The sequence below is a fragment of the Streptomyces hesseae genome, assembly GCF_031845785.1.
GTDB classification, from domain to species: Bacteria; Actinomycetota; Actinomycetes; order Streptomycetales; family Streptomycetaceae; genus Streptomyces; species Streptomyces hesseae.
Genome location: NZ_JAVRFI010000005.1, coordinates 94,179 through 106,522, shown reverse-complemented (window position 1 = coordinate 106,522; position 12,344 = coordinate 94,179). Strand labels below are relative to the sequence as shown.

The 12,344-nt window shown below is 71.1% G+C and carries 10 protein-coding genes and 3 pseudogenes; 6 read left to right on the top strand and 7 right to left on the bottom strand.

The annotated features are described in order from the left end of the window. Positions 1 to 161: 161 nt before the first annotated feature. Together RM609_RS10520 and RM609_RS10515 are read right to left on the bottom strand one after the other, a co-directional pair. Positions 162 to 1,208 (bottom strand): alpha/beta hydrolase, encoded by a 1,047-nt coding sequence (locus RM609_RS10520; RefSeq protein WP_311609866.1) that lies wholly within the window; start codon positions 1,206 to 1,208, stop codon positions 162 to 164. 161 nt (positions 1,209 to 1,369) lie between these two features. Then, positions 1,370 to 2,716 carry a glycoside hydrolase family protein gene (locus tag RM609_RS10515; RefSeq protein WP_311609864.1) on the bottom strand — a complete coding sequence of 449 codons (1,347 nt, stop codon included), beginning with the start codon at positions 2,714 to 2,716 and terminating at the stop codon, positions 1,370 to 1,372. Positions 2,717 to 3,433: 717 nt separating this feature from the next. Here RM609_RS10515 and RM609_RS10510 point away from each other — a divergent pair. Next, a complete protein-coding gene (locus RM609_RS10510; RefSeq protein WP_311609862.1) occupies positions 3,434 to 4,357 on the top strand; it encodes a universal stress protein in 924 nt (307 codons plus the stop codon). Between the two features lie 255 nt (positions 4,358 to 4,612). On the opposite strand, the gene RM609_RS10505 is transcribed toward RM609_RS10510, so the two are convergent. Continuing rightward, the gene (locus tag RM609_RS10505; protein WP_311609860.1) at positions 4,613 to 5,263 is read right to left on the bottom strand and encodes a CBS domain-containing protein; all 651 of its coding nucleotides are present in this window, start codon (positions 5,261 to 5,263) and stop codon (positions 4,613 to 4,615) included. A gap of 345 nt (positions 5,264 to 5,608) precedes the next feature. Further along, positions 5,609 to 6,808, bottom strand: coding sequence for a PP2C family protein-serine/threonine phosphatase (locus tag RM609_RS10500; protein ID WP_311609858.1), 1,200 nt, complete (start codon positions 6,806 to 6,808; stop codon positions 5,609 to 5,611). Positions 6,809 to 7,142: 334 nt separating this feature from the next. Between RM609_RS10500 and RM609_RS10495 the strand changes: the two genes are divergently transcribed. Together RM609_RS10495 and RM609_RS10490 are read left to right on the top strand one after the other, a co-directional pair. Continuing rightward, positions 7,143 to 8,024, top strand: a complete 882-nt coding sequence (locus RM609_RS10495; protein ID WP_311609856.1) for a universal stress protein — start codon at positions 7,143 to 7,145, stop codon at positions 8,022 to 8,024. Positions 8,025 to 8,061: 37 nt separating this feature from the next. After that, positions 8,062 to 8,168: pseudogene (locus RM609_RS10490) on the top strand (polyphosphate kinase 2); the annotation flags it as partial. Between the two features lie 92 nt (positions 8,169 to 8,260). Here RM609_RS10490 and RM609_RS10485 read toward each other — a convergent pair. Next, entirely contained in the window at positions 8,261 to 8,599 is a 339-nt protein-coding gene (locus RM609_RS10485; RefSeq protein ID WP_311609854.1) for a hypothetical protein, read from the bottom strand. 243 nt (positions 8,600 to 8,842) lie between these two features. Between RM609_RS10485 and RM609_RS10480 the strand changes: the two genes are divergently transcribed. Next, positions 8,843 to 9,349 (top strand): GNAT family N-acetyltransferase, encoded by a 507-nt coding sequence (locus tag RM609_RS10480; protein ID WP_311610233.1) that lies wholly within the window; start codon positions 8,843 to 8,845, stop codon positions 9,347 to 9,349. Between the two features lie 54 nt (positions 9,350 to 9,403). Here the strand turns inward: RM609_RS10480 and RM609_RS10475 are convergent, their stop codons facing one another. Continuing rightward, positions 9,404 to 10,255, bottom strand: coding sequence for a class I SAM-dependent methyltransferase (locus RM609_RS10475; protein ID WP_311609852.1), 852 nt, complete (start codon positions 10,253 to 10,255; stop codon positions 9,404 to 9,406). Between the two features lie 163 nt (positions 10,256 to 10,418). On the opposite strand from RM609_RS10475, the pseudogene RM609_RS10470 reads away from it, so the two are divergent. Then, positions 10,419 to 10,831, top strand: a pseudogene (locus tag RM609_RS10470) (transposase); the annotation flags it as partial. 74 nt (positions 10,832 to 10,905) lie between these two features. Here RM609_RS10470 and RM609_RS10465 read toward each other — a convergent pair. Further along, complete coding sequence (locus tag RM609_RS10465; protein ID WP_133029073.1) at positions 10,906 to 11,283, bottom strand: nuclear transport factor 2 family protein; 378 nt, start codon at positions 11,281 to 11,283, stop codon at positions 10,906 to 10,908. Positions 11,284 to 11,445: 162 nt separating this feature from the next. On the opposite strand from RM609_RS10465, the pseudogene RM609_RS34610 reads away from it, so the two are divergent. Beyond that, positions 11,446 to 11,819, top strand: a pseudogene (locus RM609_RS34610) (IS701 family transposase); the annotation flags it as partial. Positions 11,820 to 12,344 lie beyond the last annotated feature (525 nt).

The following is a 12,344-nucleotide window of genomic DNA, read 5'->3' as shown; positions in this document are numbered from 1 at the left end:
GCGCCGATCGCGGCTCCACCGTCCCGCAATCCGTGCGTCAAGGGCCCGGGCGTCGCCGACCGGGTCGAGCCCGGGTCTCGGAGCATCGGCGAAACCGGGCCACCTGAAAGCCACGGCCGGGTTCGCCCTGACCGAGGTGACGGCCCCCGGCGGGAACGTGCTCAGCAGGCGGACCCGCTGCTCGCACCGGACTGTGCGAGGACGCGCCGAAGCCAGCGGAAACGGGCGTCGCGGGCGTCCTGACTGAGAGCCGCCCGCGGCGCGAAGGTGTCGAAGCCGTGGAAGGCTCCGGGCCATACGTGCAGTTCGGCCTGGCCGCCGGCCTGCCAGATCGCGTTGGCGTAGGCCACACCCTCGTCCCTGAAGGTCTCGGCCGACCCGACCTCGATATAGGCCGGGGGAAGTCCGGACAGATTCGTGGCCCGGGCGGGAGCCGCGTAGGGCGGCAGGTCCGCGGCACCGTACCGGTCGCCCAGCAGCGCCTGCCACGCGGTCGTGTTGGAGGTCCGGTCCCAGATGTCGATGCCGGCCATCTGGTGGCCGGAGAAGGTCTCGTTGCGGTCGTCGAGCATCGGGCACAGGAGCAGCTGCCCGATCGGGGTGGGCCCGCCTCGGTCACGGGTGAGCAGGGCGAGTGCCGCGGCGAGCCCGCCGCCGGCACTCTTCCCTCCGATGACGACGCGGTCCGCGTCGATGCCCAACTCGGCCGCGTGCTCGGCCGCCCAGACGAATCCGGCGTAACAGTCCTCCACCGGTCCGGGGTACCGCGCCTGCGGTGCCAGCCGGTACTCGACGGAGACGACGGCCAACTCCAACGGGAGAGCCCATTCGCGAAGCAGCCGCGGAAGCACGGACCACGCGTTTCCGGTGATCATTCCGCCGCCGTGCATGTAGTACAGCAGCGGCAGCGGCCCGGTGAGTCCGGCAGGCCGTGCGCTCACGAGTGTGACGTCCGCCCCGCCCGACGCCCCTGGCACACGCAGCTCCTCGACCTCGAAGAGGCCGTCGGCCCGGAGATCCCGGACCGTCGGCCTGGGCCGGACCGCCGCATCCCGCTCCTGCCGGGCCGCAAGGTTCTCGGGGGTGAATGGCTGCCTCACCCCGGCCCCCAGAGCCGCGAGCGCCACGCTCAGTTCGGGGTCGAACGGGGGCGCGCCGCAATCCAACGGGAAGGGGCTGGGCTCGGACGGTATACCGAGGGCACTCACGACAGCCCCTCCCGCCGCGCCGGTACGCCCGCGCACGCAGGGCATATCCGTACTACCCGTGCTATCCGTGCGAGATCCATGCGGCGTAGTCAACCACCTCCCGCACGGAAGGCCGCAACTCACCCCGGAACGCGCCGCAGCCACCGGCCGGGTTCGCTCACTCAACCGTCCAGCCAGCGCACCTCGTACGGCGCCAGTGACACGTCCCGCCCGTCCACCCTGGCCGCGACCTGATGCCGCTCGGTGTTGACGACGAGCACCACGCCCTCGTGGGCGAGGACCTGGACCCGGGCACCGGCTTCGGCTGCGACGGCGACCCGGCGAAAGGCGGTCCCCGGCGGGAATTCGCGGGCGAACCTGCCCAGCAGCAGTGCCATGGGCAACCCCTTGCCCCCGTCGTCCAAGTGGGTGCTCCGCCACAGACAACCAGGACAGTCGCCCTCGGTCCTCTGCGGGTTCCAGTAGAGGGCGGTGGCGGCTCCGCCCAAGGCGAGCTGCATCATCGCGGTGGCCTGCACGGCGGTACGGTGCTGCTCACTCCAGCCGTCCCGGCCGCCCGCCCGGTCGTCTTCGGCGGGCGGCTCGACGTACCACTCGGCCCACCACACCGGAAGCCCGGTGACGTTCCTCAGCCAGCGGGTGACGTCGGCGAACTTCTCGGTGGCGGCGAACTCGTCGGGGAGCGCCCGGTGCCCTTCACGGGTGTAACTGGCCCCGTCCACGACCACGAAGTCCGCTCCGGCCTTGTGCTCGTTCCAGTAGCGGATGACATCGACGGAACGCCGGTCGAGGCCGCCCCAGGAGCCACGCACCTCCGGCGAGCCGTCCTCGTCACCGGGCGGCTCGTGGTCGACCACCACATAGGGGCCGCCGACGAAGCATTCGGGGTTCTGTCGCTTCAGCTCGGCGTGGACGAGGTTGTACAGCTCGGTGTACCCCTCGTAGTCCCAGCGGCGCTTGTCCTCGTCGTAGAAACCCTTCAGCTCGTTCCACACGAGGAAGTGCCGGATGTCCGGATACCGGCGCGCGACCACACCCGCGAGCCGCGCGAAGTCGGCGTAGTGCTCGCGGTCGGGAGCCGCCTCCAGCCGCGCCCAGTCGGTACGCCCCTTCCGCCCGCCCTTCATCCAGTCGGGAGCCCCGCACAGGGTGAGGACGGGGTCCGCGCCGGTGGCCCGCATCAGCGCGACACGCTGGTCGAGCGCCTCGAAGTCGTAGCGTCCGGGCGCGGGTTCGGGGTTCTCCGCGCCCCAGCCCATGAGGTGCTGGTTCTGCGGCATGGGCTGCGCGGAGAGCAGGGCACCGGCCCGCCGCGTGGCATCCGGTACGCCGTGGTCCGCGCTGTACTGGGTGTGGGTGAACCCCCAGCCCAGATGCGCCCCGCCCCGATCGCCTGACGCGCCGGGCGCCTCACCCTGCTCACTCCCGCGCGCGCCGAACAACGCACCGAGACCCCGCCGCCCCAAGCCGGACAGCGCCGACTTCCACACCCCATCGTTTGGCCCCACGACGACCAGAGTATTCGTGATCGTCCGGATTTCCCACGGGTTCGGGCCAGGACCACGGTGGGAGCCTCGGGCGAGCCCGGCGCAACAAGTCGGCGGCGCCTTCGAGATCACCACCCCGCCCGGGGCGGCAGCCGCCTGGTGTGGTCGGCGCCACCGGACCCGCTCCAGCGGCCCGTCCGTACGACCTGGAGGCCGCCCCCGCGCGTCGAAGCCGACCGGCCGTGTGAAGAGGACCGCACGCGGCACCGTCGGCTCCTGTAACGGGCTCCTTTCCCCGGAGGACGGTGGAGGCACCAGTGGCCGTATCGCCGGCCGTTCACGGAGGAGAAGCCCGCGGAGTCCCGCCGCGGAGCAAGGAGTGAGTGCCGCCGTGCGGCCTCGTACCGTAGGTGAGGTACGGAAGGACCTGACCGGACGTGGGGCGGGGCGGACGTCGTGGCCCGTCTTCGTCCGCGCCGGGGTGGTCACGCTCGCGGGCCGGGGACACGCCGTCACACCGGCGGTCACAGCTGCCTGGCGCCATGTCGATTCACATCCGAGCCGGGACCTTCGGGCCCGGTCGGGAGCCGTACGGCCCCGGGTGCGAGCAGCCGCGAGGTACCAGCCTGGGGACGAGGCCACTGGTGACGTACTCCCGGGGCGGCGCTTCCGCCGGCCCCTCGCAGTCGGTACGGCACCGGTCCCCGCCACCATCCAGCCCCGTCCTTGGAGAGGACCATGCTTCCGACTGATGTCCAGCCCACCGCTCGTGTGGTCGTCGGTTTCGACGGTTCGGACCCCGCGCTGCGCGCTCTCGACCAAGCCGCCGAGGAGGCCCTGCGGCGTGAGGCGACCTTGGAGATCGTGTGCGGCTGGCCGTGGGGCCTGCACATGCCCGGGACCGGCGCGGCCCCTCGTGAGCAGGGGCAGCGGCCGGTTGAGGAGCGCCGCCCGGACGAGGGCCAGATGCTCTACGACGCGGGGCGGGCCGTCACCGACGCCGCCGTCGAGCGGATCCGTTCCCGCTACCCGGACCTGCGGACCGTGCCGCACCTGACCACCGAACCCGCGGCCCGCGCCATCCTGCGAGCAGGACGTCATGCCTCGATGACGGTCGTCGGCACCCGAGGCCTCGGCGGCTTCGCCGGTCTGCTGCTGGGCTCGGTCAGCCTGCGGGTGGCCGCCCACCGCACCGGACCGCTGTTGGTGGTGCGTGGTGGGACCGGAGAGCCCAAGGGAGTCGTCCTGGTGGGCCTCGCCTCGGAGGAGGACTCCGAGGCGGTGCGCTTCGGCTTTCTCGAGGCTCGGCGGCGCGGCGCGGCCCTGAAGGTGCTGCACGCCTGGCGGTACCCGTCCGTACCCGGCGTCCTGCCGGTCGCCGAGCTCTACTGGGAGGGCACCGACCAACAGCGCAAGTGCGAGGCGGCCGTGCCGGCTTTCGCGACGGCCGTGCTGCGCGAGGAGTACCCGGACGTAGAGGTGCGCACCGAGTCCGTGTACGAGGGCGCCGGACGGGCACTGGTCGAGGCGAGCGCGGAGGCGGACGTCGTCGTCCTCGCCACCCGCCGCCCCCGCCACCCGCTGGGCCTGCAACTCGGCCCCGTCACCCACGCGGTGCTGCACCACGCCCACTGCCCCGTGACCCTGATCCCCACGGCCTGACGCCAAGGATCACGGCCCCCGGCGCGCCCGGTCCCACCGGCCCCCGTCGGACTCGACGGTACCGACCACAGCCTCGCCGCCACCGACCGGGCGGCCGCCGGAGCGGCACGCCGCGGGGAATGCGGCGGCTCCAGGAGCAGGGTGGTCCGGCGGCGGCAGCCGACGCCGGACCCGGGGCCACCCGGCTCACAGCCGGGTACGGGACCGGCCACGGTGGGCACGCGAAGCATCGTCAGCCCCGCGCGCCCGCCGCCTTCAGCCCATCGGGCCGTCGAGGAAGAGCTCGACGTTGACCACGCCTTCCACGGCCCGCACGACGCGGGTGACGAAGGGGGCCAGCGCCGGGTCGGGAAGCCGGCCGGAGAGAGTGACCACGCCTTCGGCCACCCGGACTTCGAGAGCCGGGTAACGGTGCGAGAAGAGCCGGGCGACGACCTGGTCGCGCACCTCGTCGGCGATGTCGTCGTCCGTACGGAGGTAGATCTTCAGCAGGTCGCTGCGGCTGACGATGCCGGCGAGCCTGCCTTCGGCATCGACGACGGGCAGGCGTTTGACGCCCCGGAGAGCCATGACGCGGGCGGCCTCGGGGAGTCCCGCGTCGGCCCGTATGGTCACGGCGGGGGAGCTCATCAGCTCCTCGGCGGTCCGCGCCCCCGCTTTCACGAGGTCGCCGAGCCGCCCGGGTCGGGGGTCGTCCGCCGGCCCGCGGCCCTTGTCCTCCTCCTTGGACAGCAGGTCGGCCTCGGAGACGACACCGATCACACGGCCCTCGCCCACCAGGACGGGCACGGCACTGACCTCCCACTGCGCGAGCGTCCTCGCGATCTCCTTGTACGGTGCCGTGGGGCTGACCGCCACGACGGTCTGCGTCATGACATCGCCGACGGTGCTCTGCTTGTCGTGCATTTCAAGCCTCCTCATGCTGGTGGCCGTTCATGTCATCGCAGGGGAGAGCCGCCCTCCCGGTACGCGCGGGACGATGGCGACCGGGCAGACCCCATGGGTCACGGGTCCACTCTCGCCAGTGGCCGGGCACGTGGAATCCCGGGTGCCGCTTCGACGAGCCCGCCATGACGGTCCTCCTCGCCCCGGTGGTGCCGGACCGTCCAGGTGGCCGTCCTCGCTCCCACGATGCCGCGCCGTCCCGCTCCGGTCATGGGGTCACCCGGCCCACCGTCCCGGGCCGTACGGGTCAGGACCGCGGCGCGAAGGCACCGGTCGCCGGCCACGCGTCCCGATGCGGTCCACCGCTCACGGCAACTGCGCGAGGAGCAGGGTCACGTCGTCGTCGCCGGCGTTGTCCGGGAGCATGGTCTTGAGCACGGAATCCGTCACGGTCTCCAGGTCGTCCGCCTTGCCGAGGGCCGTGCCCAGCTCGGTGGCCAGGGTCACGATCCGCTCCTCGATGTCCGTCCGGGGCGTTTCCACCAGCCCGTCGGTGTACAGCAGCAGCGCCGATGCCGGGGGAACGGTGTGAGTCACCTGCTCGTGTGCGACGCCTCCCACTCCCAAAGGCACGCTCACGGGCGCGGGCAGTGGCTCGACGTCGTGACCAGGGGTGGCTAGCAGCACGGGCAGGTGACCCGCCGAGCACAGGGTGATCTCACCGGTGCCCGGGTGTACCACCAGATAGCAGCAGGTGACCAGCTGATCGGGGAGATCGCCCACGACGGCGTCCAGGACGTCCATGAGCCCACTGGGTTCCATACCGGTGCGGGCCAGGGCGTTGGCGGCCGAACGCAACTGGCCCATGACGGCCGCCGCCTCCAGGCCGCGTCCTATGACGTCCCCCATCAGGATGCCCACCTTGCCGCCGTCCAGCACGACGAGATCGAACCAGTCCCCGCCCACACCGGCCCCCTGAGTGGCGGGCAGGTAGCGGCAGGCGGTGCGCAGCCCGGGTACCTCGGGCGGGACACCCATGAGGCTGCGCTGCAAGGTCAGCGCGATGTGCCGCTGCTGCTCGTAGAGCCTGGTGAGCTCGGCCTCCGCCGCCTTGCGCTCCGTGACGTCGCGGACGGCCGCCGAGAACAGTACGCCGTCGCGGGTCCGCAGCGGGCTGAGACTGATCTCGACGGGGAACTCCCGCCCGTCCTCACGGAGTCCGTACAGCTCCAGCCCGGCGCCCATGGGGCGGAATTGCTGGTTGCGCGCGTAGGAATCGCGATGTGCCGCGTGCCGCTCATGGAACCGACCGGGCACGAGGACCTCCACGGGACGCCCCAGGAGCTCCTCGCGGCCGTACCCGAACAGTGCCTCCGTCTGCGCGTTCACCAATTGGATGACGCCCTTTTCGTCCACGATGACCATGGCGTCGGGAGCGGATTCCAGCAGTCCCTGGAACTGCTCGTCCGTCGTGCCGTCGCCGTCGGCACGCGGTCGTCGGCCACAGCACGGGCATGCCGTCCCGCCGGCGGGGTCCTGTTCCTCGGGAACGGTACGCCCGGTCATCCGCCTGCCTTCTCTCGGTCGCCTGTCCTGTCGAGTCATGTCCGGGAGATCTCATCACCGTGGGGCGACTCTGGCACATACAGGCTTCGGCACTGGCTCCGAAAGTCGGCGGGCGATCACTTCTCCACCGTAGGGGCGAAGATGTGCACGCCTGTTGCAACAACCTGATTAGGCGATCGCGTCGCGATTTCCCGGCCGGGACCGACGGGACCTTCGGCCCCGGCCGGGCCCCGCACGGCCCCTGGGCCGGGGGAGACCGGCGGCCCAGGCTGGGGGCGGGCCCACCGACGGAACCGGCCCGGGCCGCCTGGGCGCCGTCCCGAAGGAGATGACGATGGCCCGCACGCGTATCCCCCGGCAGGGCCGGGTTCTTGCCGGATTCGACGGATCCGTGTCCGTCCCGGTGCTGGAAAGGGCGGCGGACGAGGCCGTGCGCCGCGGAACCGAGCTGGAGATCCTGTGCGGCTGGCCCTGGGACCGCGGACGGGCGGCCGAGTCGCCGTTGACCCAGGACGGCCGGACCCTGTACGAGACGGCCCGTCAGCGCCTGGACCGGGCCGTGGCCCGTGCGCACGCCCGCGCCGGGGGTCTGCGGGTGATTCCGACCGTGACCACCGAGATCGCCGCCGAGGCCTTGGTGCGCTCCGGACGGACCTCCGCGCTGACCGTGCTGGGCACCCGCCGCCAGGGCGGATTGCCGCAGAGGCTGACGGGATCGGTGACCTCGAGCGTGGCGGCCCGCAGCACGAATCCTGTGCTCGTCGTGCGCGGCGGACCGGAGCCGGAGCGGGGGTGCGTGTTGGTCGGTTTCGCATCGGACACCGACCTCGACGCGCTGCGCTTCGGGTTCCAGGAGGCCGCCCGCCGCGGGGCCCGGCTCCGGGTGCTCCACGCCTGGAGCCACCTCTCGTCCCCGGGCGCGCGTCCCCCCGCGCGACTGTGGCGGGAGGATCTGCGCCTGCTGTCGAAGGTGGCGAAGGCCGTTCCGGAAGATGCCGTCGCCGTGCTCCGCGCCGATCACCCGGAGATCGCCGTGGACACGGTGGCCGTCTGTCAGGAGGCGGGCCGTGGGCTTGTCGAGGAGAGCCGTTCGGCGGCCGTGGTCGTGATCGCCGCGCACCGCCGGGGAAGACGGTCCGGCCCGCGGCTGGGAACGGTCGCCCAGGCCCTGCTGAACCACGCGCACTGCCCGGTCGTCCTGGTACCCGGGATCTGACCCCCGGACACGGCCAGCCAACGGGCGTCCAGGACCCGCCCGCTGGGAGGAGTACTCCCGGGCCGAGGACGAGGTGTTATCGCGCACGACATCCCGGAAGCGCCCTGGTACGTCGTCGAGAGCGACGACAAGCACGCGGCCCGCAGGGGCTCGCCGAGCACCGGCACTCGGCACAGACGGCGGTGAGCAGCGCGATACGGCCCCGCCCGCCGCAAGGGCGGCCGGGGCCGTCCGGATCAGATGACAGGAAACGCTCCGGCCTCGCTGACTTCCGCGTTCAGGTCGCACCAGGCGGTGGAGGTGCCACCGGAACGAGCACGATTGCCGAAGCGGAGGTACAGGTAACCGCTGGGCTGGTGACAGACCACGTACCCGGCGAAGGAACTGCCGTGGCACGTGATCGATGCCCCGTGACCGTTGCTGCCCCTCTCGTACCGCCAGGCCCCGCAGGAGAACGAGGACTTGGCGGTGTCGCCGGATACCGAGGCGGAAGCGGGCGCCGCGACGCCGACCGCGCCCGCACACGCGAGGGAGAGAGAAACGCCGGCGGCCGCGACGCGGTAGCGGATTTCCATGTGCCCTCCTGACGATGCGATGTCCGAACGATGCGGACGGACGCTACCGGTGGTCACCCGCACCCGGTAGTGCCGGCGCGGAGTTGGCCGAGAACCGGCCGCTCGAAGTCGCCGACGCGAATACCGCCGCGTGAAGTCCCCGCGGCCGCCGCCGGCTTGCCGGTGCTCCGCCCGCGGTGTTCCGCCGACCCGAGAAAATCAGGAGACCCGCAGCGGGTTCGCCAGGACAATGCGTTCATGCCGATGACTATCCGAGCGGTGCGAAGCGAAGACCTTCCTCTACTCCAGGACATCGAACGGGCCGCCGGACGATGCTTCCGGGACATCGGCATGCCCGAGATCGCCGACGACGAGCCCCCGCCGATCGCAGAGCTTGCCCGCTACCAGCACGCCGGGATGGCATGGGTCGCTGTCGACCAGGCCGATACCCCCGTGGCCTACCTCATCGCCGAACACATCGACGGAAATCTCCACATCGAACAGGTATCGGTGCACCCGGGGAGTTCGCGCCGGCGTATCGGGAGTTCTCTGCTGGACCACCTCGCACACCGGGCCGAGACCGAGGGAATACCGGCGCTGACCCTCACCACCTTCGAGGACGTCCCGTGGAACGCGCCGTACTACGCACGTTGCGGCTTCCATCCGGTCGCCGAGCATGACCTCGGCCCGGGCCTACGAAGGATCCGCGAGCGGGAAGCCGAGCACGGCCTGGACAGGTGGCCGCGCCTGGCCATGCGCCGGTCCCTCTGACGCATCCGGGAGGCCGGGTCCGGTCCCGGACGAGGCCCACTGGCCGCAGGGGTGCTAGTGGGCACGGGCTGCCGCGGGTCGGGTGGCGGTGATGACGTAGTAGTCGAGGACGCCTTCCTCGTACGCGCGGAGGAAGTTGCGGGGCCAGGCATCGGGCCCGGAGACGTGGGCGACCCATCGGTCCCAGCCCTGCCACACGTCCGGCCCGATTGACACGGCACGGGTTTGTGCGAGTCCGGCGCGATTGAGGGCCTCGGTCACGTGGGTGACGGGATGGGCGAGGTCGAGGCCGTTGGCGTAGCAGTCGAGGTGTGCGGCGAGGTGCTCGGCGTGGCCGGGGGTGTCGTCGGTGGTGAAGAAACTGGCGATCACGGCGTGCCCGCCGGGACGCAGCACACGGGCTGTCTCTTGCCCGAATGCGGTCAGGTCACTGAAGTGCTGGGCGGCTTCCACGCTGTAGAGGCAGTCGAATTCCTCGTCGCCGAACGGCATGTCCTCGGCCGCGCCCTGGACGAAGCCGAGGTGTTCCGGCCGGTCTGCCAGGACGCGGGAGTTGGCCTCCCTGGCTCGCTCGACCTGTCGTGGGTGGATGTCCATGCCGGTGACGTGCGCGAAGCCGTACTCCTCGAGCGCCAGCGCGGTGCCGACCCCGGTACCGGGACCGACCTCAAGCGCCCGGAGCTGCCCGGTGGACGGCAGGGCGTCGAGAACGTGCCGGTACATGTCCTGCTGGCTGCGGACGCGGTCCTCGTGGGAAAGGCCGGAGTCGAGGTCGATGGCCTGCCAGTGACCGAAGTTGATGAACCCTCCGGCGAAAATGGGATTCGCGCCGAGGTCGGCCGCTCCGTAGGCCTTCTGCACCGCGGGCGGGATCGGCCGCTGGATCGGCTGGGGCTCTCGTATCAATTCCGGTGCCTCCTCGGGGCAGGGCGTATCGCCCTTCATGCGTCGGACAGTCGTGGGGAGAGGGTCGCAGTCTAATGACATGGACAGGAGGCGTGTACAGCACACAGTGGTCACCCGTACACACCCGGAAGCGGTGACCATGACCAGGCTCACCCCACCACCCCCCAACTCCCTCCCCAGAATCGTCGTCGCGAACAGCCACGGCGTCACCTACTTCCACGGCTGCTACTCCGTGGGCGACGACCGCCTGTGGGGCGTCAACCGCCGCCGCAAGGGCACCGCCAACACCCTGGCCGCGCTCAAGTCGATCCGCGCCGCCCGACCCGACGGCGCCCCGATCTACATCATCCTGGACAACCTCTCCGCCCACACCGGCGCGGGCGTCCGCCGCTGGGCGAAGAAGAACAAGGTCGAACTGTGCTTCACCCCGACCTACGCTTCCTGGGCCAACCCGATCGAGGCCCACTTCGGCCCGCTGCGGCAGTTCACCCTGCCGCCCAACGCAAGGAACGCGCCCGCACCCGCAGCGAAAAGGGCATTCGCTGGGGCGGACGCCCCCTCAACACCGCGGCCTGACCAACCGCGAACAGCAGCCCCCGAACGCCGACAGGGCAAGTTCAGGAGAAGGACAGCGACAGAAGTTCCGGGCCTCAGGAGGCGATCGGCTCGATCTCCCCTGCGAAGACGATGACCTGGTCGATGAGGCTCCGTCGCAGATGGACGACATCCGTTCCCGCCAGGCGGGGGCCTCCATCAGGCGTGGTGAAGACCCACTGGTACCGGGCCCATTCGTCAGGCATGTCCACTGCTGAGCAGCGCACCATCGTGCCGGTCCCCGCCGGGTGGCGTCGGATGTCCAGCACGAACCGCTCGACCGCCGCGATTCCTTCGCTGCGACCCAACGGCCCCCAGAAGACCACGTCTGAGGTCAGGGCCTGGGAGAGCAGGGCAGTCACATAGCTGTCGTCCGAGGCGTTGAACGCGGAGATGAACGTGTCGATCGCGGAGCGTGCGGTCTCTTCCTGCATGCCCCAGTAATACCAGCCGTTTCGCGTGCGCTCGACCCACGAGCCGCCTTCCGATCACGGTGAACCATCCCGGTCACAGCACTAGCGGTGGTTTGTTGACGGCGGGTGTGCGTGGGAGCAGGCCGTAGATGGAGGTCTCAACTACGGTCCGGAGAGCCTGAGATGACGAAGCGGCTGCCACGCCCGCCCGTGCCTGGCCCGCTGGAAGCATACGCCGCCCGCTTCGACGATCTCTTCGCCACGCTGGCCCAGCGCCGGGGGTTCCGTGAGTACCTGGCCGGACTGCTCCTGCCGCGAGACCGGAACAAGACATTGACCTGCCTGGCCGGGACGGAACCCGTGGTCGGTGCACAGCATCCGGCGCGACCGCGCACGTGGGCAAGCAGTACCTGGGATCGGCCGAAAAGATCGACCGCGGTGTCATCACGGTGACCACCTGCTGGGCGGACGATCGCCTCTACTACCTGCTGAACGCCCGGCCCTACATCCCCGCCCACCACTTCCCCGGCGGGAAGAACGATCCGAATTTCCGTACGGCCGTACTGGAAAAGCATGGAAATCTCGACCGCTTCGGCCTGTGCTTGTTGCACGACCACTTCCCCGTCGCCTCCGACGAGGTTCTGGTCGAGACCCACGACGCGGACGCCCGACGCTCCGCGTCCGGGTCGAGAAGACGGCCACGACCGGGCACCCCCGGCCCTCTCAATGGCGATTCGTGAAGACCGCCGGGAGGGCCGGTGGCGAGGGGGCCGAAAGTCACGCCTACCAGGTGATCCTGCGGTGCGGTCCCGTCAGCGGATGCCCGGGAAGCACGAGCAGAAGGCCGTGAACGCGCCCGTCGGAACGCTCCATGGCAGCCGGTGTCCCCTCCGGCCCCAGGGCGACCGCAGGCCTCCATGACCAGGACAGCGTGGCCGCCTCCGTCCCACGGGAGCGGCCGAGCCGGAAGGGGTTCCACCCAGAACCTGTCGCACACACGCGCCCGACCCGGGTGCCCGCACGAGGAGCGGCATCATGCGGCCGGCCGCCGCGGCCGCCGACGACTGCCACGCCGAGCAGCT

What these genes read in the sequence shown, in the direction of transcription:
- RM609_RS10480 (WP_311610233.1), top strand. Translation starts at nt 8,843, where the DNA reads ATGACTATCCGAGCGGTGCGAAGCGAAGACCTTCCTCTACTCCAGGAC.
- RM609_RS10485 (WP_311609854.1), bottom strand. Translation starts at nt 8,599, where the DNA reads ATGGAAATCCGCTACCGCGTCGCGGCCGCCGGCGTTTCTCTCTCCCTC.
- RM609_RS10505 (WP_311609860.1), bottom strand. Translation starts at nt 5,263, where the DNA reads ATGCACGACAAGCAGAGCACCGTCGGCGATGTCATGACGCAGACCGTC.
- RM609_RS10500 (WP_311609858.1), bottom strand. Translation starts at nt 6,808, where the DNA reads ATGACCGGGCGTACCGTTCCCGAGGAACAGGACCCCGCCGGCGGGACG.
- RM609_RS10465 (WP_133029073.1), bottom strand. Translation starts at nt 11,283, where the DNA reads ATGCAGGAAGAGACCGCACGCTCCGCGATCGACACGTTCATCTCCGCG.
- RM609_RS10495 (WP_311609856.1), top strand. Translation starts at nt 7,143, where the DNA reads ATGGCCCGCACGCGTATCCCCCGGCAGGGCCGGGTTCTTGCCGGATTC.
- RM609_RS10510 (WP_311609862.1), top strand. Translation starts at nt 3,434, where the DNA reads ATGCTTCCGACTGATGTCCAGCCCACCGCTCGTGTGGTCGTCGGTTTC.